The organism is Pseudomonas sp. LARHCG127 (assembly GCF_052871455.1).
This window is the reverse complement of the sequence record NZ_JBIXJT010000020.1, coordinates 63,639-88,864: the sequence shown is the minus strand read 5'-3', so window position 1 is coordinate 88,864 and position 25,226 is coordinate 63,639. Positions and strand designations below refer to the sequence as shown.

The following is a 25,226-nucleotide window of genomic DNA, read 5'->3' as shown; positions in this document are numbered from 1 at the left end:
CCGCTTTCGCGAGCAAGCTCGCTCCCACAGGGGGTTAGCGGTGTTTTTAGAGGCTGTCTTGCAAATGCCCGCGCAGCGCCTGCAGGTCAAGCTGTAGCTTCTTCAGCTGCTCCAGGGTCTGGCCGCTGGCGGCGAGGATGCATTGGGGGATGTCGAGGGCTTTTTCCCGCAGGGCACGGCCCTGTTCGGTGAGTTCGACAATCACCACGCGTTCGTCCTCACGGCTGCGGGTGCGGCTCAACAGGCCTTCGGCCTCCAGGCGCTTGAGCAATGGCGTCAACGAGCCGGGGTCGGTCAGCAAGCGTGTGCTGATTTCACCGACGGTCAATCCGTCCTTTTCCCACAGCACCATCATCGCCAAGTATTGCGGGTAGGTCAGGCCCAAGGCCTGTAGCAGCGGTTTATAGACTTTGGTCATCAGCAGTGACGTGGAGTGCAGGGCGAAGCAGACCTGGTTGTCGAGCAGCAGGGCTTCGCAGGCTTCGGGGGTGTCGCGCAGGGTGTTCATGGCAAAACCTTCAAATCAATGATCGTTATGAATCTAGCGGGCAAATCTTTAATGCGCCAGATAATTCTGACGACCTGATCAGATGTCCCGTTTCCCCGCTGCCGCCGACTGCGTAGGATATGCGCCCTGAGGAAAGGGGAATCGTCTTGTTCGAATTTGTGCAGTTTTTGCTGTTTGGTGCCGTTTTGGGCACCTTGGGAGGATTGTTCGGGATCGGTGGCGGCCTGATTGCCATTCCGGTGCTGGGCGTCTGGTTCGGCCTCGACCAGCAACTGGCCCAAGGTACGGCGCTGGTCATGGTGGTGCCCAACGTCATGCTTGCGTTGTGGCGATATCACCAGCGCAATCGCATCGAGTTGCGCCATGTCCTGCCGTTGGCTTCCATGGGCTTCTGCTTTGCCTGGCTCGGCTCGATCTGGGCCGTGGGGATCGACGCGGACCGCATGCGGATCGGTTTCGTAGCGTTCCTCATCGCGCTGACACTCTACAACCTGGTCCGCATGTTCGCCGCCACTGCACCGGCATCGGCGCAGATGCGTCATGGCTGGCCATGGCTCGCCGTGCTGGGGGCCGCATCCGGCACCATGGGTGGTCTGTTCGGTGTCGGTGGGGCCGTGGTCGCCACGCCGATCCTGACCAGCATTTTTGGCACCACCCAGGTGGTTGCCCAAGGCTTGTCCCTGGCGCTGGCCTTGCCCAGTACTGGCGTGACCCTCGCCACGTATGCGTTTCACCACGAAGTGGACTGGAGCATCGGCCTGCCGCTGGCCATCGGTGGCCTGCTGAGCATCAGTTGGGGAGTGAAAGTCGCCCACGCGCTGCCAGAGCGGCTGTTGCGCGGGCTGTTCTGCGGTTTCCTGGTGCTGTGCGCGGTGCTGCTCGCCCTTAAAGTTTGAAACCTTCGACGATGTGTTCGGCCAGGCACTCGGTGATCGGCGACGGGTTGTGCAGGTTGCGGATCAGCATGATGCTGGCCTCGGGCAGTTCCGGCAGGTCTTCGGCCTCGCCGAGTACGCGCATGTCCGGGGTCAGCAGGCTTTCCAGTTGCGCCGTGATTGCCAGGCCGGCCCCCACCACCGCCATGAGCGCCGACAGGCTCGAGCTGTTGTACGCCACGCGATAATCGCGGCCCATGGCATCCAATGCGTTGCACGCCCATTGCCGGCAGAAACAATCGCTGTTGAACATCGCCAGCGGCAGCGGTGTTTGTTCGTGGACGTTGAAACAGGCGGCTTCGGCCCAGACAAAGCGCTCCTTGCGTAGCAACTGGCCGATCTCGTCCCCCGGTTTACGGGTGACGATGGACAGGTCCAGGTCCTGGCGCAGCAGTAACTGCTTGGACGATTCGCAGTGCACTTCGATTTCGATCAAAGGGTAGAACTGGGCGAAGCGTTGCAGGATGCCTGGCAGGAAGCGCATCACGTAATCGTCCGGCGTGCCGATGCGCACCGTACCGACCATGTGCGGTTCGCGCAGGGTATTGAACACCTCGCTGTGCAGCTTGAGGATCCGCCGGGCATAACCCAGCAGCACCTGGCCTTCGGCGGTGAGCTTGACCTGGCGCCCGTCACGCTCGAACAGTCGTCGCTGCAACACGTCTTCTTCCAGCCGCTTCATCTGCATGCTCACGGCAGACTGAGTGCGATTGACCAATTCCCCGGCCCGGGTGAAACCGCCCTGGTCGGCGATGGCGACAAAGGTGCGCAGCACTTCCGTATCGATGCTCGGGTAACTCGACAATTGATCAATCTCCGAGATGTATTGCATAAGAAACATTCGTTGGATTGATCTTAGCGTTAGCGCGAGACTTGAGCCATCCCCAACGGAGGACATCACGATGAAAGGTCAAAAAGGTTATCTACTGATAGACAAACTCTCCCACGGCTTCTCGGTCAGTGCTCTGCTGCATAAGGTTAGTCGCTGGTACGAATTGCACCACGAACGTGAGTTGCTGGCCGGCATGAGCGACGAGGCGCTCAAGGACATTGGCGTGAGTCGTGCCGATGTAGAGCAGGAAGTGGTTCGGCCATTCTGGGATGACCCAATGCACAAATGAGCCATCCTTTCCTACACAAACCCCTTATTGGTGAGGTAGGTTGCGAGCAGACAAGGAGATCTACATGCCCGCGACTGTATCCTTTACCCTCAAACAGGCCCGGCGTCTGGCGTTGGCCGCCCAAGGATTCGATGGGCGGTCGTCGCCAGCTTCGGTGCAACCCTCGCGCCTCAACCGCCTGATCGAACGCCTCGGCGTCCTGCAGATCGACTCCGTCAATGCGTTGGTGCGCTCGCATTACCTCCCGCTGTTTTCTCGCCTCGGTCACTACAATCGCGATTTGCTCGATCAAGCTGCCTGGAGCCAGGGCCGACGTCGCACGCTGTTCGAATACTGGGGCCATGAGGCCTCGCTATTGCCGATGTCGATGTATCCGCTGATGCGCTGGCGCATGAATCGGGCGTCGGGTGGCGAAGGGATCTACCAGCAATTGGCGCGTTTCGGCCAGGAACGCCAGGATGTCATCCGCCGCGTCCTGGCGGCGGTCCAGGAGCAGGGCGCTCTTGGCGCAGGCAGTCTGTCCACACGCCAGGAAAAGGCCGGGCCGTGGTGGGACTGGAGCGCTGAGAAGCATGCGTTGGAATGGTTGTTCGCGGCAGGCGAAGTCACGGTAGCCGGGCGGCGTGGGTTCGAGCGGCTCTATGACTTACCCGAACGGGTATTGCCGGCTTCGATCCTGCAGCAACCGCTGCCGGACGAAGCCCAGGCCCAGCGCGCCTTGCTGGTACATGCCGCCGAAGCCCTGGGCATCGCGACCGAGAAAGACTTGCGCGACTACTTTCGCCTCGACCCGGCCGACAGTCGCGGGCGCCTGGCCGAGTTGGAGGAGGCTGGGGAACTGCTGCGCTGCCAGGTGCAAGGCTGGAAGCAACCGGCCTGGTGCCGACCCGCGGTGAAAATCCCTCGCAAAGTTGCCGCCAGTGCCTTGCTGTCGCCGTTCGATTCGCTGGTCTGGGAGCGCGGTCGTACCGAGCGGTTGTTCGACTTTCGCTATCGGTTGGAGATCTACACACCGGTGCAAAAGCGGGTGTATGGCTATTACGTCCTGCCATTTCTGCACAACGAACGAATTGCCGCCCGGGTCGATCTGCGGGCGGAGCGGGCCTTGGGACAGTTGGCGGTGCATGCCGTGCACGAGGAGGCGCCGGGGCTGGACGAGGAGGGGATGCAGGCTCTTGCACTGAGCCTGTGGCGCATGGCCCGGTGGTTGGGGCTGGAGCGGGTTCAGCTCAATTGCCGGCGAGAGGGTGGGGTGCGGTTGGCGGTGGCATTGGCACAGATTGATGGTGACTGAGCGGGCGTCATCGCGAGCAAGCTCGCTCCCACAAGGGATCTCGGGTGACCACAAGTCTTGTGTTCACCGCCGATCCCATGTGGGAGCGAGCTTGCTCGCGATAGCAGTCTAACCGCCGAAGAAGAACCTAGCGCCGAACCTGTTTCAACGTCTCGGCAATCAAAAACGCCAGTTCCAGCGACTGATCGGCATTCATCCGCGGGTCGCAGTGGGTGTGGTAGCGGTCTGACAGCCCGTCTTCGGTAATCGGCCGCGCGCCGCCGATGCATTCGGTGACGTTTTGCCCGGTCATTTCGATGTGAATCCCGCCGGCGTAGGTGCCTTCGGCTTCGTGGACCTGGAAGAACTGCTTCACTTCACCGAGGATCTGCGCGAAGTCCCGGGTCTTGTAGCCACTGCTGGCCTTGATGGTGTTGCCGTGCATCGGGTCGGAGCTCCACAGCACTTGCTTGCCCTCACGTTGCACGGCGCGCAACAGTGGCGGCAAGTGTTCGCCGACCTTGTTGGCGCCCATCCGGGCGATCAGGTTCAGCCGGCCGGGGTCGTTGTCCGGATTGAGCACGTCAATCAGGCGGATCAGGTCGTCCGGGTCCATGCTCGGGCCGACCTTGACCCCGATCGGATTGTTCACCCCGCGCAGGAATTCGACATGGGCGCCGTCCAACTGACGGGTACGGTCGCCGATCCACAGCATGTGGGCGGAGCAGTCGTAATAATCGTTGGTCAGGCTGTCACGGCGCACGAAGGCTTCTTCGTAGTTGAGCAGCAGTGCTTCGTGGGCGGTGAAGAAACTGGTTTCGCGCAGTTGCGGCGAGCTGTCCATGCCGCAGGCACGCATGAATGCCAGGGTTTCGTCGATGCGGTCGGCCAAGTGGCTGTATTTTTCCGCCAGGGCTGAATTGGCGATGAAATCCAGATTCCACTTGTGTACTTGGTGCAAATCGGCAAAACCGCCCTGGGCGAACGCCCGCAGCAGGTTCAAGGTGGCGGTGGACTGGTGATAGGACTGCAACAACCGCTCCGGGTCCGGGACGCGGTTTTTTTCGTCGAAACCGATGCCGTTGACGATGTCGCCGCGATAGGCCGGCAGGGTCACGCCGTCGATGGTTTCGTCGTTGGCCGAGCGCGGCTTGGCGAACTGCCCGGCCATCCGCCCGACCTTGACCACCGGGCAACCGGCGGCAAACGTCATGACGATCGCCATCTGCAGCAGCACCTTGAAGGTGTCGCGGATCTTGGCCGCCGAGAATTCGGCGAAGCTTTCGGCGCAGTCGCCGCCTTGCAGCAGGAACGCCCGGCCCTGGGTCACCTCGGCGAACTGACGGCGCAACTCCCGGGCTTCACCGGCAAACACCAGTGGCGGATAACTGGCCAGGGTCTGCTCCACCTGCAACAGGTGCGCGGCGTCGGGGTAGCGGGGTTGCTGCTGGATCGGCAGGGCGCGCCAGCTGTCAGGGCTCCAGGGTTGGCTCATCATGATCTCTAGGTGGTTTACGCTCGGGCGCTCATGTTATCAGCAAATTAGTGCGTGACCTGTTCCGCTTGCTTCGCGGACAATCGCGCCTTTGCCCCGAATGCGCAGGCCCCTACCCGCCGGCAACATCAGGAGATGACATGACTGAGGAGCGCGTCGAGCATTTGCTCGCCGAGGTGCACGACGAGTTCGGCATGATCCGCGTATTCGAAGTGGCCGATTACCGGTTTCTCGAGTTTGGCGATGCCATCGAGCAGAGCTGCGTGTTCACGGCCGATCCCAGCTGGCTTGAATACGACTACACCCGCGCCATGCTCATCGGTGCGTTGTGTCACGAGCAGCCGGAAAGTGCGCTGTTCCTGGGGCTCGGCGCCGGTACGCTGACCCAGGCCTGCCTCAAGTTCCTGCCGCTGGAAGATGTCGAAGCCATTGAGCTGCGCCCCGATGTGCCGCGCCTGGCCATCGAATACCTGGGGCTGGACGACGATCCGCGACTGTATATCCGCGTTGGCGATGCCTTGGAATTGCTTGAAACGGCGGAGCCGGCGGACCTGATCTTCGTCGACCTCTACACCGATGTCGGCCCAGGCGTCGGGCACTTGGCCTGGCGGTTCCTGGAAAACTGCCAGAAACGCCTCAACCCCGGCGGCTGGCTGGTGATCAACCAATGGGCTACCGACGACGGCAAGCCGTTGGGCGCGGCGCTGTTGCGTGGTTTGTACCACCGGCATTATTGGGAGCTGCCGGTGAAAGAGGGCAACGTGATCCTGATCGTGCCGGCGGACCTGGATCAGGAACTGGATATGCAAGGGCTGGTGGCCAGGGCCGAAGGGTTGGCGCCGCGATTGGGCTATTCGTTGCAGTCGTTGATCAAGGCCATTCGCCCGGCGACCTGATCAAAGCCAGGAATCCTATGGCCGGTGAGTTCCCCTGTGGCCAGGGAACTTGCTCCCGCTCGGCTGCCAAGCAGACGCCTGGGTTGATCTCTGAAATTGAAGGGGGCCGCTTCGCGACCCAGCGGGAGCAAGCTCCCTCGCCACAAGGGCGGAGGCGTCTGGAGGTGAACCGTTTTAGCCGGCTGTCCCCGGGCCTGGGACAGCAAGCCCCATAGCGGGGTTTGGCAATAAAAAAAGCTCCCTTTTTGGGCGAATTCCGGTATAGTGCGCGCCGGCCTTTAGCCGGGCCGCGTCAAGGTAGCGCAATTCTCCGAAGTCAGCTTCGGTTGCATGTCCGCACAACGGATGCTTCCACGACGTTCTTTTTCCATTCATTCGTTTTCGCAAATCCCCGCCGACAAAGCAGCCAGGGCGACTCTTGAGTCTCAACACGGCATGCGCAGCTTTGGAGCATGGGTCTTTGCGGATGCACTTAGAGGCAGACCCATGACCCAGGAAACCGGCGGCTTCGCCGCTTTTAATCTCAACCCGAACATTCTTGCTGCCGTCACTGCGACCGGCTACGAAGAACCTTCGGCGATTCAGCAGCAATCGATCCCGATCATCATGGCCGGCCACGACATGATTGGCCAGGCGCAAACCGGTACGGGTAAAACCGCTGCGTTCGCCCTGCCGATCCTGCATCGCATCGATCCTGCCAAGCGCGAACCGCAAGCCCTGATCCTGGCGCCAACCCGTGAGTTGGCGCTGCAAGTAGCAACCGCTTTCGAAACCTACTCCAAGCAAATGCCTGGCGTTACCGTTGTGGCCGTTTACGGCGGCGCCCCGATGGGCCCACAACTGAAAGCCATCCGTAACGGCGCGCAAATCGTTGTCGCCACCCCGGGTCGTCTGTGCGACCACCTGCGTCGTGACGAAAAAGTCCTGGCTACCGTGAACCACCTGGTTCTCGACGAAGCCGACGAAATGCTCAAGCTGGGCTTCATGGATGACCTGGAAGTCATCTTCAAGGCCCTGCCAGCGACTCGCCAGACCGTATTGTTCTCGGCCACCCTGCCGCAATCGATCCGTGCCATTGCCGAGCGCCACCTGCGCGATCCGCAACACGTGAAGATCCAGACCAAGACCCAGACCGTCACCGCGATCGAACAGGCTCACCTGCTGGTTCACGCTGACCAGAAGACGTCCGCCGTCCTCAGCTTGCTGGAAGTGGAAGACTTCGACGCCCTGATCATGTTCGTACGCACCAAGCAAGCGACCCTGGACCTGGCCAGCGCCCTGGAAGCCAAAGGCTACAAAGCCGCCGCGCTGAACGGTGACATTGCCCAGAACCAGCGTGAGCGCGTGATCGACTCCCTCAAGGATGGCCGCCTGGACATCGTTGTGGCGACCGACGTCGCGGCCCGTGGCCTGGACGTTCCGCGCATCACCCACGTATTCAACGTGGACATGCCGTACGATCCTGAGTCCTACGTTCACCGTATCGGCCGTACCGGCCGTGCCGGTCGCGAAGGCCGTGCGCTGCTGCTGGTCACCCCGCGTGAGCGCCGCATGCTGCAAGTGATCGAGCGTGTGACTGGCCAGAAGGTGGCTGAAGTTCGCCTGCCGGACGCCCAGGCCGTTCTCGATGCCCGCATCAAGAAACTGACCAACAGCCTGTCGCCACTGGTGGCTGACGCCGAATCGACCCACGGTGATCTGCTTGATCGCCTGACCGCCGACATCGGTTGCACCCCACGCGCCCTGGCCGCAGCACTGCTGCGCAAGGCCACCAATGGCCAAGCGCTGAACCTGGCTGCAATCGAGAAGGAACGTCCCCTGGTGCCGAACAACGCACCGCGTGGCGATCGTCCTGAGCGCACCGGTGATCGTCCGGACCGTGGTGATCGCGAGCGTCGTGCACCGATCCCGCTGGCCGAAGGTCGTGCGCGCTGCCGTACTGCGCTGGGTGCCCGTGACGGCATCGCCGCCAAGAACCTGCTGGGTGCCATCCTCAACGAAGGTGGCCTGGCCCGCGAAGCGATCGGTCGCATCCAGGTGCGTGACAGCTTCAGCCTGGTAGAGCTGCCGGAAGATGGTCTGGAGAAGTTGCTGACCAAGTTGAAAGACACCCGCGTGGCTGGCAAGCAGCTCAAGCTGCGTCGCTACCGCGAAGATTGATCGGCTCTCGGGCTGATTGATCGAACATGAAGAATCCCCGACTGGTTCGGGGATTTTTTTCGCCTGTCGTTTGGTGTTCCTTCAGGAAGGTGGCGTGGGCGCCATCGCGAGCAAGCTCGCTCCCACAATGAATTTTCGGTGCTCACAAATCCCCTGTGGGAGCGAGCTTGCTCGCGATGGAAGCGACTCGGTCAATCAGTCGAACCGATAAATGTCCATCCCCAGCGTCCCCATGGTGAACCCCCCATGGGCAACACTGAATTTCCCACCCGCACCCCGGGCAAAATACAGCGGCAGCAAGTGCTCGTCGCTGGGATGGCTGCGCACGGCATTGGGCGCCTGGCGGCGGTAGTCGTGCAACGCGGTTTCGTCGTTGGCCGTCAGTTGCTCGACCATCCAATCGCGAAAGGCCTTGGCCCAGGGCTCGATACTGTCAGGGCCGGCATTCCAGTCCAGGTCGCGCAGGTTATGGGTGATGCTGCCGGAGCCGATCAGCAAGACGCCTTCGTGGCGCAGGCTCGCCAAGGCCTGGCCCACCTGGGTCTGTAACACTGGCCCCTGGCGACTAGGCAGGGAAACCTGTACCACCGGAATGTCGGCGTCGGGGTACATCAACGACAATGGCACCCAGACGCCATGGTCGGAGGGCCGTTGAGGGTCGAGGCGGGCCGGCAGGTGGGCTGTGTTGAGCATGTCTGCTACTCGCGTCGCCAGTTGAAGATTGCCTGGCGCGGGGTATTGCACTTCATACAGCGCCGGTGGAAAACCACCGAAGTCGTGCCAGGTACGCGGTTGCGGGTTGGCGCTGACCAGCAGGTCATTGCTTTCCCAGTGGGCGGAGACGATGACGATGGCCTTGGGCTTGGGCAATTGAGCGGCAAGGCTGGCCAGCGCCGGGCCGCTGGCGCCGGGCTCCAGGGCGAGCATCGGTGAGCCATGGGAGATAAACAGGCTGGGCAGCATGAACGGACTCCTGAGCGTTAAGATGGGTCATCTTCCGTCAGGTCTATGATCTAAATCTAATATAAGTTTTAACCCGTTTTGATCGATTTTTTGGAGTGAATCATGGAGCCCGAGTTTTGGCACAAGCGCTGGTCATCGAACCAGATCGGTTTTCACTTGCCGGAGGTGAACCCCTACCTGCAACGGTTCTGGCCGCAACTGGGATTGGCCCGGGGCAGTCGGGTGCTGGTGCCGCTGTGTGGGAAGAGCCTGGATCTGTTGTGGCTCGCTCATCAAGGATATTCGGTATTGGGCGTGGAACTGTCGGAGAAAGCCGCCACTGATTTTTTCCTTGAGCATCAGCTTGAGCCGGTGGTGAGCGAAGAGGGGGTTTTCAGGGTGTTCCGTGCCGGTGATATCGAGATTCGCTGCGGTGATTTCTTTGCCCTGGGCCCGCAGGATGTTGCCGATTGCACGGGGCTGTACGACCGCGCCGCGTTGATCGCCTTGCCGGTGCCGATGCGGGCACGGTACGCGGCCCATCTGCAGAAGATTTTGCCCGACGGGGTCGGCTTGTTGATTACCTTGGATTACAACCAGGATGAAATGCCTGGCCCACCGTTTTCCGTTGGGGATGATGAGGTGCAGCGGCTGCTGGGAGGTGCCTGGCGGCTGGAGGTCTTGCAGGAACAGGATGTGTTGGGGGAGAGCTGGAAGTTCTTGCAGGCGGGTGTGAAGCGGCTGGATGAGCGGGTGTATCGGATTTCCAGCCGTTGATTTGTCGGTTGAGGCGGCCCCATCGCGAGCAAGCTCGCTCCCACATTGGATGGGTTGTGAACACAAAACCTGTGGTTACCCAAGTTCCCCTGTGGGAGCGAGCTTGCTCGCGATGGGGGCCTGATCAACAACACATGATCACCAGACCAGAAAAGGCCGGAATGGCTGCGTAAAACCCAAAAAAACGGCGTTTCCCATTTCTGGAGAATCGCCGTTTTTTTAAGTGAACAGCAGTACGCTCGAACCTGTCAGCCCCGACGACGCAGTGCGTCAATACGCTCTTCCAGCGGCGGGTGGCTCATGAACATGCGAGCCAGGCCCTGCTTGATGCCACCGTTGATGCCAAAGGCATTCAGGGTATCGGGCATGTGCACCGGCAGGCCTTGCTCGGCGCGCAGGCGCTGCAGGGCGCCGATCATGGCGCTGGTGCCGGCCAGGCGTGCACCGGCGTCGTCGGCGCGGAACTCGCGTTTGCGCGAGAACCACATGACGATGGCGCTGGCGAGGATGCCCAGTACCAGCTCGGCGAAGATGGTCGCCACGTAGTAGGCGATGCCCTGGCCTTCTTCGTTCTTGAAGATCACCTTGTCGACGAAGTTACCGATGATCCGGGCGAAGAACATCACGAAGGTGTTCACCACGCCCTGGATCAGCGCCAGGGTCACCATGTCGCCGTTGGCGACGTGGCCGATCTCGTGGGCCAGCACGGCCTTGACTTCATCGGGCGAGAACCGCTCGAGCAAACCTTGGCTGACGGCGACCAGGGCGTCGTTCTTATTCCAGCCGGTGGCGAAGGCGTTGGCCTCGTAGGCCGGGAAGATACCGACTTCCGGCATCTTGATACCGGCTTCGCGGGACAACTGCTCGACTGTCTGCAACAGCCATTGTTCGTGACGCGTGCGCGGCTGGCTGATGATCTGGGTGCCGGTGCTCATCTTCGCCATCCACTTGGAGATGAACAGCGAGAACAGGGAACCGGCGAAACCGAACACCGCACAGAAGATCAGCAGCTGAGTGAGGTTGAGGTCAACCCCATTGGCCGCCATGAACCCGTTGAAGCCGAAGAGGCTCAGGGTGATGCTGGCAATCAGCACGACCGCCAGGTTAGTGGCCAAGAACAGCAGGATGCGCATCATGGTTGTGAAAATCTCCTCATGCTAAAGATGTAGCGTTATGCGGGGTATATAAGGTGCTGCCGCAGGCTATTCAACTCGCCGACTATTTCAAACTGTGTCCTACAGCCGTCCTAAATGTTTGAAAGACTTTTCTGAAAGTGACAAGGGAAAAGAAATGCGCTGCCTGCGCCCCGTGAACGTTGAGCCCCGCTGCACGTTGGCCGTCCTGCACCGAGTGTAGAAGGCCCGACGAAACCGGCCCGAACGGATATGTTGCTGAATCAAACAGCGTGCGAGGTGAGGACGCCTCGCACGCAGTCCGGCTTATTGACGGTAGGACTTGAGGAAGTTGCCGATCCGGCCAATGGCCTGGTCGAGGTCATCGACCCGCGGCAGGGTCACGACGCGGAAGTGGTCCGGCCACGGCCAGTTGAATGCCGTACCCTGGACCACCAGCAGCTTCTCGGACAGCAGCAGGTCGAGGACGAATTTTTCATCGTTGTGGATCGGGCAGACCTTCGGGTCGATCCGTGGGAAGGCATACAGCGCGCCCATGGGCTTGACACAACTGACGCCGGGAATGTCGTTGAGCAATTCCCAGGTGCGATTGCGTTGTTCCAGCAGCCGGCCCTGGGGCAGGACCAGGTCGTTGATGCTTTGGTAGCCGCCCAGTGCCGTCTGGATCGCGTGCTGGCTCGGCACGTTGGCACACAGGCGCATGTTGGCCAGCATGTCGATGCCTTCGATGTAGCTCTGGGCATGGTGCTTGGGCCCGGAGATGGCGATCCAGCCGGAGCGGAAACCGGCAACCCGATAGGATTTGGACAGGCCGTTGAAGGTCAGGCACAGCAGGTCCGGCGCCAGGGATGCGGTGCACACGTGCACGGCATCGTCGTAGAGGATCTTGTCGTAGATTTCGTCGGAGAACACCACCAGGTTGTGCTGGCGGGCCAGTTCCAGCATGCCCAGCAACACTTCCCTGGAATACACGGCGCCGGTCGGATTGTTCGGGTTGATGATCACCAATGCCTTGGTATTGGGCGTGATCTTGGCCTTGATGTCCGCCAGGTCGGGGAACCAGTTGGCCTGTTCGTCGCACAGGTAATGCACCGGGTTGCCGCCGGACAGACTCACGGCAGCGGTCCACAGCGGATAGTCCGGTGCCGGCACCAGTACTTCGTCGCCGTTGTTGAGCAGGGCCTGCATGGACATCACGATCAGCTCGGACACGCCGTTGCCCAGGTAGATGTCCTCGATGCCGATCCCTTCGACCTGCTTTTGCTGGTAATACTGCATCACGGCCTTGCGCGCGCTGAACAGGCCCTTGGAGTCGCTGTAGCCCTGGGCGGTCGGCAGGTTGCGGATGACGTCCTGGAGGATTTCATCGGGCGCTTCGAAACCAAAGGGCGCCGGGTTGCCGATGTTCAGCTTGAGGATGCGATGGCCTTCCTCTTCCAGGCGTTTGGCGTGCTTGAGCACCGGGCCGCGAATGTCGTAGCAGACGTTGGCGAGCTTGTTCGATTTGCTGACCTGCATGGCGATGTGTTCCCGAAAATGAACGATCCAGGCGGCGTGTGAACTACCGTACTGGGGATCCTGCGTCTGTGCCCAGGCCTGACGCGGTATAGGCGCCACAATCCGTTTGAATGCGCATGACGTGACTGCCAGACTGGCGTCTGACGAGGCGCAATCATACGTGCCGCCCGATCTGCGGAAAAGCGTCGGATCGGGCTTTTTCAATTGCCGAGGTAGGACGATGGAAAAGTTGCAGAAAACCCTTGAAGAATGGCGCGCCATGCTCGACCCGGAGCAGTACAACGTCTGTCGATTGAAGGGCACCGAGCGGCCGTTCTCCGGCAAATACAACGCCACCAAGACTGACGGTGTGTACCACTGCATCTGCTGCAACGAGCCGTTGTTCGATTCGCAGACCAAATTCGATTCGGGCTGTGGCTGGCCGAGTTTCTACGCGCCGATCGAAGGCAGCGCGGTGGTAGAGGTAAGGGACGCCAGCCACGGCATGATCCGCACCGAGGTGGTCTGCGCCCAATGCGATGCCCACCTGGGCCATGTCTTCCCCGACGGTCCGCCGCCTACGGGGCTGCGGTACTGCATCAATTCGGTGTGCCTGGACCTGGTCCCTCGCTAGGGACTGTTCATCACAACTCCCCTGTGGCGAGGGAGCTTGCTCCCGCTGGGTGGCGCAGCCGCCCCAAAACGGCTTGGCGCGATTTTTCAGAAAGACCGTGTCGGCCGGTTTACGACGGCTGCGCCGCCGAGCGGGAGCAAGCTCCCTCGCCACTGGGTTCCGTAGGTTTTACAGGCCTTGGTTTTGGACAATTAAATTGCACGCAATTGAATCGTTCGCTATCTTCGTCGCCAATCCTATACATCTTCGGAGTCTTGCCATGAGCGACAACCTGCTGAGCATCCCGTGCACCACCATCAAGGGTGAGCAAAAGACCCTCGCTGATTTCGCCGGCAAGGCTGTGCTGGTGGTCAACACGGCCAGCCAGTGCGGATTTACCCCGCAGTACAAAGGGCTGGAGGCGTTGTGGCAGACCTACAAGGACCAAGGCCTGGTGGTGCTGGGCTTTCCCTGCAACCAGTTCGGCAAGCAAGAGCCGGGCAATGAAGGGGCGATCACCGAGTTCTGCGAACTGAATTTCGGCGTGAGTTTTCCCCTGTTCAAGAAAGTCGAAGTCAACGGCGCCAACGCCCATCCGCTGTTCGTCCAGCTTAAGCAGCGAGCCCCTGGCGTGCTGGGGTCCAAAGGCATCAAGTGGAATTTCACCAAGTTCCTGATCGGCAAGGACGGTCAGGTGGTCAAGCGTTTTGCCCCGACCACCAAACCCCAGGACCTGACCGGCGAGATCGAAGCACTGCTCAAATGAATGATCTGTCAGCCGATTCGTTGAAGCTCGACAGCCAGTTGTGCTTCAAGCTGTACGCCGCTTCCCGTGCGGTGATCCGTGGCTACAAGCCGATGCTCGATCAACTTGGCCTGACCTATCCGCAATACCTGGCGATGCTGGTGTTGTGGGAGTGGCAGGACACGGCCCCGCAACAGCCGACGGTCAAGGCCCTGGGTGAGCGTTTGCTGCTGGATTCCGGCACGCTGACGCCGCTGCTCAAGCGCCTGGAGCAGTTGGACCTGGTCCAGCGCCAGCGTTCAGCCCGGGACGAGCGGGAGGTGCACTTGAGCCTGTCGGCTGCGGGGCGGGCCTTGCGCGAGCAGGTCGGCCCGCTCAAGGCCCGCCTGTTGTGCGACAGCGGTGTCGATCTGGACCGCCTGGGCGCGTTGCGAGACGGTCTCGATCATTTGCTGGGCCAGATCAAAGCGCTGACGTAGTGGGCACCCACTGGTCCAGCACGGCCGCCAGTTCTTCGCGGCGGAACGGCTTGGACAGGTAATCGTTCATGCCGGCCGCCCGGCAGCGCTCACGTTCCTCGGGCATCGCGTTGGCCGTCAGTGCAACGATCGGCAGGTCCGACCAGCGTCCGCTGCGGCGAATCTGCCGGCTGGCTTCGTAACCGTCCATCACTGGCATGTTGCAGTCCATCAACACCAGGTCGAACACCCGCTGTTCCAGTTGATCCAGGGCTTCGACGCCGTGGGCTGCGACGGTGACTTCACAGCCCAACTTGACCAACATGCCCTTGGCCACCAGTTGGTTAACCGGATTGTCCTCCACCAGCAATACCTGTCCGCGCCTGGACGGCACCAGGGTTTCGATCTGTGCCTCGTTGATGATGGTCGCCTCGTTTTGCATGGCGCGTCGCAGGATCTGGTACAGCGCATGGCGTGCCAATGGTCGGGCCTGTTGTATCAGCGGTGCGAGGGCAGCCGCTTCTTCGCTGGGCATGAAGCTGCCATAGGCGGTCACCAGCAGGATCGGCGCATCAAAGGTCGGTCGCAGGTTGAACAGGCACTCCGGGCAGTCAGTGATCAGCACGTCAGGCTTGAGCCCCAGCAGCCCGTCATCGATGGAGCGCCGCACATAATCCAGGCCCCATCCCGGCAGTAGCATGCCTAGCAACTCGGCCAGGCCGCTGCTGCTGGCGGTGATGGCGACGACATTGCCGTGCAGCGGTTCGACCGGCGTTGCCGGAAGATGGCAGGGCAGCGGCAGCTCTGCACAGAACTGACTGCCGAAGCCGGCTTCGGAACTGATCGTCAATCGGCCCTGCATGGCTTCGCAGAGGTTGTAGGTCAATGCCAGGCCCAGCCCGGTGCCGCCAAACTGACGGGTAATCCCGGCCCCGGCCTGGGTGAACGGTTGCAGGATCCGCGCTTGGGCCTCCTGGGGAATACCGATACCGGTGTCGCAGACTTCGATTCGCACGCCGCCTTCGTAATGGCTCAACTTGACGTCGACCCGGCCAAAGCGCGTGAACTTCAATGCGTTGGACAGCAGGTTGCTGACGATCTGGCGCACCCGGGTCGGGTCGCCGATGACTTGTGCCGGGAACTGCGGCTCGATCAGGCAAGCCAGTTCGACACTGGGGGCCGCGTTCTGGGAAAGCAGGTTGGCGGTGTCCTCCACCAGGGCGCCGAGGTCGAACGGGATGCGTTCGAGTTCCAGTTGACCGGCGTCGAATTTCGACAGGTCAAGGATGTCGTTGAGCAGTTCGACCAGTACCTTGCCCGAGTCATGGGCAATCGAGAGCTGCTGCTGTTGCTCGGCCGTCAGGGGACCGTCCAGGGACAGGGCGATCATCCCCAGCAGGCCGTTGAGCGGCGTGCGGATCTCATGGCTCATGTTGGCGAGGAACACGGAGCGGGCTTCGGCCATGTCCAGGGCCGTGCGCCGGGCTACCTCCAATTCCTCGTTGGACTGGCTGAGGCGGGCGTTGATGGCCTTGAGTTCGGCGGTGCGTGCCGAGACGATGTTCTCCAGCTGCGCCAGGTATTCAGTGAGGCGATTTTCGGCCGTGCGCCGTTGTTGAATTTCCGTGGAGATATTTTCGAACTGCTGGTTGGCGACGGACACCAGCACGCCGATTTCATCGGACTGGTGGCCGGAAGGGCATTCCAGGCGGTTCTGTTCGTTGCTGCTTGGATCGCGGCTGCTCAACTCGCGAATGACCCGCACCAGGGGCTTGGTCAGCATCACGTAGAACAGCGCCAGCAGCAGCCCGGTCAGGATCAGGCTGCGGGCGAAACCGTTGAGCAAGGTGACCTCGGCGCGGCGCAGGAAACGGCTGCCGAACGCATAGGTGTCGACGTCCAGTCGCAGTATGCCCAGGGATTCGCCGGGCAAATGATCCAGGTAGAGCCGGTCCTCGAACTGACGCTGGGCGCCGAACAGGAAGTCGCTGATGAACCGGTAGCTGCTTTGCAGCTCGGGCCGCTTGACGCTGGCCAGCACGGTATTGTTGTTGTCGATCAGCTCGGCCCCGATGATGGCCGGTGAGCGCAACAGGCCCATGGACAGCTCCTGGGCGAGTTCGGCGTCGATGTTGTAGGCGATGCGCGAGGCCGGGTTGTGGCTGATTTCCAGCAACGACAGGATTTCACGGTTGATCGACGCGTCTTCGCTGGCATAATCGATGCCGATCTGCATCAGGCTGAGCAAAGTGCCCAGCACGAAGCCCACCAGGACGGTCAGGCGGGCCTGCTTATAGGAAAGCCGTTGGGTGAATCGGATGTCCATGGAGTGATGAACCACTTACGTTTCCCTTCGCCGGTCAAGCATAGCTGATCATCTCTGAATACCGGTGCAACCGGTTGGTTTTGTGTGAAGTAGACCCGCCATTGGATACGGCGTTTCGTTGCTGGAGCGCCATCATTACTGTGAACCTGTCCGAGGAGAAGACGTGGACTCGCGATTGAATGCTTTTCTTGAGCGCGCCGATGCCGTGCTGGCCCGGATCGAGCCGTTGCTGCCGGCGCCCCGGCCCACCATCGACTGGTCCCAGACCCTGGCCGCCCGCTGGCAGCGGGACGGGCGCAGCGGCTACCTGCTGCCGCTGCAAGTCAGCCTCGACATGCGCCTGTCGGACCTGATCGGCGTGGATCGCCAGGTCGAACAACTGGGGCGCAACACGCGGCAGTTCATTGATGGCATGCCCGCCAACCATGCCTTGCTCTGGGGCTCGCGTGGCACCGGCAAATCGTCCCTGGTGCGCGCCCTGTTGGCCGAACATGCCCAGCATGGCCTGCGGTTGATCGAGATCGAACGCGATCACCTGGCCGACTTGCCCCGGGTGGTCGAGCAGGTTGCGAAACTGCCACAGCGCTTCGTGTTGTTCTGCGATGACTTGTCGTTCGAGTCCGGCGAAGGCGATTACCGCGTGCTCAAGAGCGTGTTGGATGGTTCGCTGGAACAGGCGCCGGACAACGTGCTGCTGTATGCCACGTCCAACCGTCGTCACCTGGTGCCGGAAAAGGAAAGCGACAACGAGAACTGGAAGCGGGTCGACGGCGAACTTCACCCCAGCGAAGCAGTGGAGGACAAGATCGCCTTGTCCGACCGCTTTGGTTTGTGGCTGTCGTTTTATCCGTTTACCCAGGAGCATTTCCTCGACGTCGTGGAACACTGGATCGGCGAACTGGCGGCCAAGGCCGGGCTGGCCTGGGAGCGCGATGAAGCCCTGGAGATACAGGCCGTGCGCTGGGCAACCGGTCGCGGCAACCGCAACGGACGTTGCGCTTATCAGTTTGCCCGTTACTGGGTCGGCCTGAAATTGTTGGAGCACAAGGCATGATCGATTTGAACGCTGCCGGAGAAGGCCTCGATGGCTACGGCTTGTTATCGGCACAGCTGGAATCCTTGCTGGCCGATGAGCGTGATTTCATCGCCAATGCCGCGCAGTTCTCGGCCTTTCTGTTCACGCAACTGGAAGACCTGAACTGGGCTGGTTTTTACCTCAATCGCAATGAAGAACTGGTCCTGGGGCCGTTCCAGGGCCAGATCGCCTGCGTGCGGATTCCCTTTGGCCGCGGCGTCTGCGGCACGGCGGCAGCGACCCGGCAGACCCAGCGCGTCGAAGATGTCCATGCCTTCCCTGGGCACATCGCCTGCGACAGTGCGTCGAACAGCGAGCTGGTGGTGCCGCTGGTCAAGGACGGGCGCCTGATCGGCGTGCTCGACCTGGATAGCCCGAAATTGTCGCGTTTCAGCGAGCATGATCAGGCCGGCATTGAAGCGTTGGCTGCGATCTTCCTGCGCCTGACGGATTGCTGACCCACGTCCAGTAGGAGCTGGCGAAGCCTGCGATCTTTTGATCCTTTGATTGTTCGCTTGAGATTCAAGTGTCAGGGGAAAGATCGCAGCCTCGCTTCGCTCGGCAGCTCCTACAGGGATTGCTTTCATGCCTTCAGCCCGGCCTTGGCCAGCAGGCTGTCGGGGTCGACTTCATCGATCTGGTGCGGGTCGAGGAACTGCTCGGCGTAGCTCAGGTAGATCTTTTCCTCGATGAACAGCCCGAACAGTTCGGGATCGATATGGGCGTCACGGCACATGGTGGCCATGATGCCCAGGGCCTCGCTCAGCTTCTTTGCTTTCTTGTAGGGGCGGTCGGCCGCTGTCAGTGCTTCGAAGATGTCGGCAATCGCCATCATGCGTGCCGGCAGGCTCATTTCCTCGCGTTTGAGGCGCTTGGGATAACCGCTGCCGTCCATCTTCTCGTGATGACCGCCGGCGATCTCCGCCACATTGTTCAGGTGGCTGGGAAAGGGCAGCTGGCTGAGCATCAGGATCGTCTGCACCATGTGATGGTTGATGACGTAGCGCTCCTCGCGGGTCAGCGTGCCACGCATGATGCTCAGGTTGTAGAGCTCGCCGCGGTTGTATTTCCAGGCCGGCACATCGAGCTGGAAACCCCACGGGTTGTCTGCCGGGATCAGTTCGGCCGCGTGGCGCTCGAACAGGTGCTCGGGCTTGTCCGCCAACAGCGGCTCGGTGACCGGTAGCGTCGGCTTGGGCGTGCGGGCCTGGCGCCGGTTCTCTTCCCAGGAAACCCCCAGGCGATCATCGAGGGTCCGGGTCCATGGGCGTTGCGCGATGTGTTGCAAGCGTTGCAGGTCGGCCTCGGCCATGGCTTCGGAGCCCAGGTTGCAGCGCGCGACGAAAGCAAAGTCGTCATCCAGGGCGGTCAACGTCGCGTCACGCTGTTGCGCCAGGGATGACGACTCGCCACCGTTTGCCACGGCCCGCCAGTAATCGATCCAGGCGTCGCGCTTGAGCACTTCGAAGCGGGTGCGTATTTCGTGGATCCGGTCGTGCAGGGTTTCCAGTTTGGTGGCTTTGTCGACGACGTATTCAGGGGTGGTGACCTTGCCGCAGTCGTGCAGCCAGGCAGCGATGTGCAGGGCCTCCCATTCATCCTCTGTGGGCCGATAGGCGTCGAATGCCGGCGCCTGGCTGGCGGCGGCGGCCTGGGCGAGCATCAGGGTCAGGACCGGCACCCGCTGGCAATGGCCACCGGTGTAGGGACTCTTGGCATCGATCGCGCCAGCCAGCAGTTGGATAAAAGCGTCCAGCAGTTGTTTTTGCTTGGCTTGCAGGCGCTGGCCCTCGATGCTCACGGTGGCGGCGCCGGACACGGCCTGGAGGAAGGCGATGCGGTCGGGCTGGAGTTTTTCCAGGTCGGCTTCGGTGCCGCTGTCGGTGATCAGCAACACCAACACGCCGACGGTTTCCTGGTGACGATTGCGCAGGCGGATACCAATCAGGTGGGCCCGAGGCGAGTCCAGTGCCCGCAGGATGCCCTGCAGGTCGGCGGCCTGCTCGAAGCCCAGGGAGGTCACCAGATTGTCCGAGACGGCCAGTTGCTGGAGCCATTGCGGGCTGTCGCCCGCCTGCAACTCAAGACTGCGCAGCTTGAAGGTTTCGAGGTCCCTGGGCGTGCCATCGATCACCAGCCCGTAGGGCTTGAGCCGATTGTCGTCGTTCTCGCGCAGGTAGATCAGGCCGGCCTGGGCCTGGCCGATTTTTACGGTTTCGAACAACACTCGCTCCAGCAGTGGGATGAAGCGTGTTTCGGCGCGCAGGCTGGCGGTGATTTCAAAGAAACTTGCCAGGGTCTCTTTCATGCGCGCCATCGAGACGCTCAACTGGTCGACCTCCAGCACCGGGGAGCGGCGTGACACCGGGTAGTTGAAATCGAAGCTGCGAATGGCGTCGGCTTCCTGCACCAGTTCGCGCAACGGCTTGACCAGGATCCTCGACGTCAACCAGCCCAGGGGCAGGCACAGCAGCAGGGTGGCGAGGGTGATGAGCGCGCCTTGCCAGCGCATGCGATAAGCGTTGTCCAGCAGCTCGTCTTCAGGCACCAGCAACGCCAGTTCCAGGCCTTGGGGCCCGCCTTCCTGCATGTGGCTGCGGGAAACGATCCACTGGCGTCCAGCCGCTTCCAGGCGGGTCGTGTCAGCGTTGTCATCGAGGACGGCGGCGATGGCCGGGCTGAGGTCGCGGGCCTTGATCAGGCGCGCGGACTGGGCGTCGGCGAGCAGCCGGTCGCTGTCGGGATAACCCACGGCGTTGCCCTTGGGGTCGAGCAGGACGATTTCGGTGCCGGTGGTGACCTTGTGCTTGGCCAGGGTCTGGGACAGGGCCGCCAGGGTCAGGTCGGCGCCGATGACCGCCTGCTCGCCGCTACGTCGGGCCAGGGTGGTGCCGACATTGTGGGTGGAGAAAAAAACGTAGGGTTCGGTGGTGATCTGCTCGGTGCTGTCGGCGGCGCTGCGAAACCAGCCCCGACTGCGCGGATCGTAGGTTTCGTCGGCGATGTCCCGACGCTCGATGAGCGTCAGGGTCTCGTCGTAGAACAGCGACTGGGAATGGACCGGGCCTTGCTCGGAGGCTCGCTCGACGGTCCAGACTTGATAGGCCGCCTCGGCGGGTGCCTGCAGGGCGGTTCTCAGGGCTGCGGTGCGCAATGGCCGAACCATCAGGAAATTGCCACGCTGATCGCCCAGGTACAACGACGCCAGGTTCGGGTTGTCCCGCAGTGCCTGGCTGAAGGGTGCGAGCAGGGCCAGGCGTTGCGCCATCTGCGGCGTGCGCGTCGCCGGGTAATCGGCCAACAGGCTCAACAGGTGGCGGATGGGTTCGTAGGTGTCATACAGGTCCAGGCGCACATCCTGCTCAATGCGGTTGAACAGTTTTTCGCTGCTGGAGAGGATGATTTGCGTGGTTTGTCGGTAGTTGAAAATACCCAGCACCACCCCGGTCAACAACAAAAGCAGGGTAAACATCACGCTGATATGGACGTGCAGGGGGAACCGGCGTTTGTCCGGACGCGGTGCGCTGGGCATTGCAGTCACTCCATGGGGGCAGGGGGCGTTCTCGATGGGTGTTTCCGCGTGCAAGGGAAACCGATCGAGAACCCCCCAGGTACGCACTGCTGAGCGAATAGCATAGTAAACACTGGGTTATTTTGCCTTGGCGATTTCCGTTTCCAAGGCCCGTTCCAGTTCGGTCATGGCGCGGTCGAGGGCATCGATACAGTCGCTGATGCGTTCAGGTGCCTGTGCCTGATGACACGCCTGTTCCAGCGCCTCGCACCGCTGGATCAAAGAGGTCGCCTGGACGATGCGGGCGACGCCTTTGATCTTGTGCGCCGTTTCGGTCAGCGCTTGCCGGTTCGCTCCCCGGGCGACGTCGAGCAACTCCTGGCGATCCGCGCGGCTGCTGCTGAGTAACTCAGCCAGCAGGCGCCGGTTCGACGAAGGGTCGCCGCCGGTCAACGCCTGGAGGCTGTGGAGGGAGAAAACCGCTGGATGGTCGACCGGTTTGACGGTCTTGATCCACTGGCTCAGGGCGCTCAGGCTGATCGGTTTGAACAGGCAATCATCCATTCCGGCGTCCAGGCAGCGTTGTTTTTCCTCCGGCTGGGCATTGGCGGTGAACCCCAGGACGGTGCAGGGCGCCCGTCGCTGTTCGGACTCCTCGCGACGAATCGACCGGGCCAGTTCGTAGCCGCTCATGATGGGCATGTTGCAATCGGCAATGACCAGATCGAAATCGCCTTTTTGCCAAACCTCGAGCCCGTGGGCGCCATCGTGGGCGACCTGGTAGTGATGGCCGAGGTATTCCAATTGCTGGGACATCAGCAGGCGGTTGGCCGGGTGATCGTCCACGATCAGGACGTTCAAGATGGCCTGTGCCGTTTCGATGATCGGTTCCAGTGGCGCGCTGACCGGCGCCGTTGACAGGACGGTGAGTTGCAGCCGGACCTGGACCTGGGTGCCGACGCCGGGTTGGCTGCTCATATGGAGGTTGCCGCCCATCATCTGGCACAGGTTGCGACTGATCACCAGCCCCAGTCCCGCGCCTTTGCGGGCCATCCGGCTGCTGTTATCGACCTGGGCAAAAGGCTCGAACAATCGATGCAGATCGGCCGGGCCGATGCCGATGCCGCTGTCGTTGACTTCCAGGTGCATGTCCAGGACGTCGTCCCGCTCGGTTGGCGATAGCCGGACCTTGACCACGACCTGGCCCTGCTCGGTAAATTTAAGGGCATTGCTGATCAGGTTCGACAGCACCTGCTTGAATCGCAAGGGGTCTATCGACACGTCAGGGTTTCCCTCGGCGGCGTCGAACTGCAACGACAACACCAGGTTTTTTTGTCGGGCCACGCCCTCGAAGACCCGTATGACCGATTGCAGCAGGGCCCTTAGATTGACGCGTTCGGGGGCCAGGCTCAGGTGGCCGGATTCGATACGAGCGATGTCGAGGATATCGCCGATCAGCTCGAGCATGCCGGACGCCGACTCGTACGCGACTTCGATGGTCGAGCGGTCCAGGTGGCCCTTGTCGGCGTGTTTCAGGGCCAGCTCGAGCATGCCGATCACCGCGTTCATGGGGGTGCGGATTTCATGGCTCATGGTGGCGAGGAACGTGCTTTTGGCGCGGTTCGCGTCATCGGCCCGTTGCTTGGACGCGCGCAATTCCTCGAATAACTGCCGTCGTTCACTGATGTCGATCCAGCCGCCGATGATGCCTTGCACTTCGGCGGCGGAGTTTCGGTAGGGGAGGATCCAGTGATAGATCGTCAGCTTCCGGTCGCCGATGTGCAGGGGGCGGTCGACGATCAGGGCGCTGCCTTCGGCCATGACGCGTTGGTAGTCCGCCTGGTACTCCTGCGCTTCGAAGGCGTTGCTCATGGAGCCTGGCATCGAGTCCTTGCCGATGACGTCTTCACGCCTGGCGTTGAACGCTTCCAGGTAACTGTCGTTGCAGCTTTGCAGGATACCGTTGCGATCCCTCACGTAGATGGGGTGCGGGGTGCCGTTGAGCAGTGCGTGCATGAATTCCAGTTGATCGTTGAGGGCCAGTTCCGCCCGTTGACGTTGCCTGATCTGGCGCCGCATGTAGGCGTTCCAGGCCAGGGACAGCAGAAGCAACAGGCCAACCCCCGCGACGACCTGGAAGAACAGGCGGTTATAGGTGCGCCAGGTGTGTTCCGAGGGCGAGACGTAACCGCGCCAGCGGTTGTTGATGACGCCCAGTTCGTCAGGGTCGATGCTGGTCAGGGCCTTGTCGAGGATGGCGTTCAACTCGCTGGCTTGTCTGGCGGTGGCCAGCGCGAACAGGGCTTGCTGGGTGCCCACCGTGCTGCTGATTTGCAACCTGTCCCGCCACGCATGGGAGGCGATAAAGTAGTTGGCCATCACCTGCGAGTGCACGCTGCCGTCGACCTGGCCATGGGCGAGCATTTCCACGGCGCGCACGGAGCCGTCCGTTTCGATGATCCGGATATTCGGGTACTGGCTGCGTAGCCAGTCAATGACGGGGTTGCCTTTGGCGATCGCCAGGCTGGCTTGGCCGAACTGGTCGAGTGTCGTGGGGGTGTCGGACTGTTTGCGGGTCAGCAGGACGAACGCGCTGTCGATGTAGGGGCGGCTGAATTTCAACTGGCGTTGCCGTTCACTGCTGGGCAACAGTGCGGCGATCATGTCGGCTTGATCGTTCAGGACGGCAGCGATCATCTCACTGTCGTTCTGGCGGCGCTGGATGTCCAGGCGCAAGCCGGTGCGCAACCGGATCAGTTCAAGCAGGTCGGCACTGATGCCGCGAAAATCGCCGTCCGAATCGAAGAAGGTGAAGGGGGCGGAGGTTTCGTTCACCACCACCCGGACCACCGGATGCCTGTCCAGCCAACGTTGCTCGCGGTCAGTCAGTTGTACCCGGTGATCGGTGAGGTACAGGTCGCTGCCCGCACTCCAGCGTTTGGAGATGGCCGCCTGCTCGGCAATGGGGACCTGGTTCAGTATGGTGTTGATGATTTCCAGCAAGCGGGTATCGCCACGGCGTACGGCGAAACCGAATCCATAGGTTTCATGCTTGCCGAAGCTGGCCATGCGGATATTGCTCAGGTAGCCCTTGCTGATCATGTAGTGGGTGGACAGGGTATCGCCGAGAAATACATCGGCCTGGCCGAAGGCGACGGCGTTGATGGCGTTCTGGTAGGACGGGTAGGTGGTGATGATCGCCTTGGGGTAGAGTTTTTCGATTTCCCGCAGCGGCAGGTAGTGATAGACCATGCTCAGCCGCAACCCCTTGAGGTCTTCATTCAGGGATCGGCTTTCATTCGTTCGGGTGACGAGCACGGGTTGGTCCACCGCGTATGGCGTCGATAACACAATGTCGGGATCGCGGGCTTCGAAACCGTTGGCGGTGCCAAGCATATCGATGTGCCCGTTCTTGAGAGCCGCCATGGCGGCCTCACGGGAAGCGAAGCGCAGGACGCTGATGGGCCGGCCGCTGGCCTTGGCGACAATGTTGGCATAGTCGGCGGTCAGGCCTTCGTAGTCGCGTCCACTGGCGGAGAGATCGAAGGGCGGGTAATCCGGTGCGGAGGTTCCCAGGACCAGTTCCTGCTGGTCTTTTAGCCAGGCGCGGTGAGCGTCATCGAGCTTGATCTCGGCCTGAGCCGTGGACGACCGACCCAGCAGCGTGTATTGCCCGGGCGTCTCTGGCGTCGCCGCGAGCGCTCCTGCGTACAACGCTACGCTGATCAGCAAGAGACATTCGGTTATGCGTCTGAGCATGC

20 protein-coding genes are annotated in these 25,226 nt (G+C 61.6%); 11 read left to right on the top strand and 9 right to left on the bottom strand.

Annotated features, from left to right (window positions below; genetic code table 11):
* Positions 1 to 46: 46 nt before the first annotated feature.
* The gene (locus tag ACIPQ1_RS26135) at positions 47 to 508 is read right to left on the bottom strand and encodes a MarR family winged helix-turn-helix transcriptional regulator (protein ID WP_053120491.1); all 462 of its coding nucleotides are present in this window, start codon (positions 506 to 508) and stop codon (positions 47 to 49) included.
* A gap of 146 nt (positions 509 to 654) precedes the next feature.
* Here ACIPQ1_RS26135 and ACIPQ1_RS26130 point away from each other — a divergent pair, with 146 nt between their 5' ends.
* Complete coding sequence (locus tag ACIPQ1_RS26130; protein WP_446535031.1) at positions 655 to 1,404, top strand: sulfite exporter TauE/SafE family protein; 750 nt, start codon at positions 655 to 657, stop codon at positions 1,402 to 1,404.
* Here ACIPQ1_RS26130 and ACIPQ1_RS26125 read toward each other — a convergent pair.
* The gene (locus tag ACIPQ1_RS26125; protein WP_027912697.1) at positions 1,394 to 2,248 is read right to left on the bottom strand and encodes a LysR substrate-binding domain-containing protein; all 855 of its coding nucleotides are present in this window, start codon (positions 2,246 to 2,248) and stop codon (positions 1,394 to 1,396) included. The genes ACIPQ1_RS26130 and ACIPQ1_RS26125 overlap by 11 nt on opposite strands.
* Before the next feature lie 97 nt (positions 2,249 to 2,345).
* On the opposite strand from ACIPQ1_RS26125, the gene ACIPQ1_RS26120 reads away from it, so the two are divergent.
* Both ACIPQ1_RS26120 and ACIPQ1_RS26115 read left to right on the top strand, forming a co-directional pair.
* A complete protein-coding gene (locus ACIPQ1_RS26120) occupies positions 2,346 to 2,564 on the top strand; it encodes a DUF1127 domain-containing protein (protein ID WP_039588913.1) in 219 nt (72 codons plus the stop codon).
* A gap of 64 nt (positions 2,565 to 2,628) precedes the next feature.
* Entirely contained in the window at positions 2,629 to 3,858 is a 1,230-nt protein-coding gene (locus ACIPQ1_RS26115; RefSeq protein ID WP_411386881.1) for a winged helix-turn-helix domain-containing protein, read from the top strand.
* Between the two features lie 127 nt (positions 3,859 to 3,985).
* Here the strand turns inward: ACIPQ1_RS26115 and ACIPQ1_RS26110 are convergent, their stop codons facing one another.
* Positions 3,986 to 5,332, bottom strand: coding sequence for a class II 3-deoxy-7-phosphoheptulonate synthase (locus ACIPQ1_RS26110; protein WP_446535030.1), 1,347 nt, complete (start codon positions 5,330 to 5,332; stop codon positions 3,986 to 3,988).
* Between the two features lie 140 nt (positions 5,333 to 5,472).
* Here ACIPQ1_RS26110 and ACIPQ1_RS26105 point away from each other — a divergent pair, with 140 nt between their 5' ends.
* On the top strand, positions 5,473 to 6,228 hold the full coding sequence (locus tag ACIPQ1_RS26105; RefSeq protein WP_186705349.1) for a spermidine synthase: 756 nt from the start codon (positions 5,473 to 5,475) through the stop codon (positions 6,226 to 6,228).
* A 486-nt stretch (positions 6,229 to 6,714) separates the two neighbouring features.
* A complete protein-coding gene (locus ACIPQ1_RS26100) occupies positions 6,715 to 8,388 on the top strand; it encodes a DEAD/DEAH box helicase (protein ID WP_014337279.1) in 1,674 nt (557 codons plus the stop codon).
* A gap of 195 nt (positions 8,389 to 8,583) precedes the next feature.
* On the opposite strand, the gene ACIPQ1_RS26095 is transcribed toward ACIPQ1_RS26100, so the two are convergent.
* Positions 8,584 to 9,351, bottom strand: coding sequence for a DODA-type extradiol aromatic ring-opening family dioxygenase (locus ACIPQ1_RS26095; RefSeq protein ID WP_446535029.1), 768 nt, complete (start codon positions 9,349 to 9,351; stop codon positions 8,584 to 8,586).
* Positions 9,352 to 9,453: 102 nt separating this feature from the next.
* On the opposite strand from ACIPQ1_RS26095, the gene ACIPQ1_RS26090 reads away from it, so the two are divergent.
* Positions 9,454 to 10,107, top strand: a complete 654-nt coding sequence (locus ACIPQ1_RS26090; RefSeq protein ID WP_446535028.1) for a thiopurine S-methyltransferase — start codon at positions 9,454 to 9,456, stop codon at positions 10,105 to 10,107.
* Positions 10,108 to 10,355: 248 nt separating this feature from the next.
* On the opposite strand, the gene htpX is transcribed toward ACIPQ1_RS26090, so the two are convergent.
* Positions 10,356 to 11,243: a protease HtpX gene (gene htpX, locus ACIPQ1_RS26085; protein ID WP_186705346.1), complete on the bottom strand. Its 888-nt coding sequence runs from the start codon at positions 11,241 to 11,243 to the stop codon at positions 10,356 to 10,358.
* A gap of 303 nt (positions 11,244 to 11,546) precedes the next feature.
* Positions 11,547 to 12,758, bottom strand: a complete 1,212-nt coding sequence (locus ACIPQ1_RS26080; RefSeq protein WP_018603142.1) for a pyridoxal phosphate-dependent aminotransferase — start codon at positions 12,756 to 12,758, stop codon at positions 11,547 to 11,549.
* A 220-nt stretch (positions 12,759 to 12,978) separates the two neighbouring features.
* Here ACIPQ1_RS26080 and msrB point away from each other — a divergent pair, with 220 nt between their 5' ends.
* The 3 genes from msrB (at position 12,979) to ACIPQ1_RS26065 (ending at position 14,574) form a co-directional block, all read left to right on the top strand.
* On the top strand, positions 12,979 to 13,371 hold the full coding sequence (gene msrB, locus ACIPQ1_RS26075; protein ID WP_250962357.1) for a peptide-methionine (R)-S-oxide reductase MsrB: 393 nt from the start codon (positions 12,979 to 12,981) through the stop codon (positions 13,369 to 13,371).
* Between the two features lie 259 nt (positions 13,372 to 13,630).
* Positions 13,631 to 14,116 carry a glutathione peroxidase gene (locus ACIPQ1_RS26070; protein WP_072408021.1) on the top strand — a complete coding sequence of 162 codons (486 nt, stop codon included), beginning with the start codon at positions 13,631 to 13,633 and terminating at the stop codon, positions 14,114 to 14,116.
* The gene (locus ACIPQ1_RS26065; RefSeq protein WP_446535027.1) at positions 14,113 to 14,574 is read left to right on the top strand and encodes a MarR family winged helix-turn-helix transcriptional regulator; all 462 of its coding nucleotides are present in this window, start codon (positions 14,113 to 14,115) and stop codon (positions 14,572 to 14,574) included. Before ACIPQ1_RS26070 ends, ACIPQ1_RS26065 begins: the two co-directional genes overlap by 4 nt.
* Here ACIPQ1_RS26065 and ACIPQ1_RS26060 read toward each other — a convergent pair.
* On the bottom strand, positions 14,558 to 16,879 hold the full coding sequence (locus ACIPQ1_RS26060) for a hybrid sensor histidine kinase/response regulator (protein WP_411386884.1): 2,322 nt from the start codon (positions 16,877 to 16,879) through the stop codon (positions 14,558 to 14,560). The two genes, ACIPQ1_RS26065 and ACIPQ1_RS26060, sit on opposite strands and share 17 nt — an antisense overlap.
* Positions 16,880 to 17,042: 163 nt before the next feature.
* Here ACIPQ1_RS26060 and ACIPQ1_RS26055 point away from each other — a divergent pair, with 163 nt between their 5' ends.
* Both ACIPQ1_RS26055 and ACIPQ1_RS26050 read left to right on the top strand, forming a co-directional pair.
* The gene (locus tag ACIPQ1_RS26055; RefSeq protein WP_250962356.1) at positions 17,043 to 17,933 is read left to right on the top strand and encodes an ATP-binding protein; all 891 of its coding nucleotides are present in this window, start codon (positions 17,043 to 17,045) and stop codon (positions 17,931 to 17,933) included.
* The gene (locus ACIPQ1_RS26050; RefSeq protein ID WP_411386885.1) at positions 17,930 to 18,412 is read left to right on the top strand and encodes a GAF domain-containing protein; all 483 of its coding nucleotides are present in this window, start codon (positions 17,930 to 17,932) and stop codon (positions 18,410 to 18,412) included. The genes ACIPQ1_RS26055 and ACIPQ1_RS26050 overlap by 4 nt, the downstream gene beginning before the upstream one ends.
* 125 nt (positions 18,413 to 18,537) lie before the next feature.
* Here ACIPQ1_RS26050 and ACIPQ1_RS26045 read toward each other — a convergent pair whose 3' ends face one another.
* A complete protein-coding gene (locus ACIPQ1_RS26045) occupies positions 18,538 to 21,486 on the bottom strand; it encodes an HD domain-containing phosphohydrolase (RefSeq protein ID WP_446535026.1) in 2,949 nt (982 codons plus the stop codon).
* 117 nt (positions 21,487 to 21,603) lie between these two features.
* Entirely contained in the window at positions 21,604 to 25,224 is a 3,621-nt protein-coding gene (locus tag ACIPQ1_RS26040; protein WP_446535025.1) for a transporter substrate-binding domain-containing protein, read from the bottom strand.
* Positions 25,225 to 25,226: the final 2 nt, after the last annotated feature.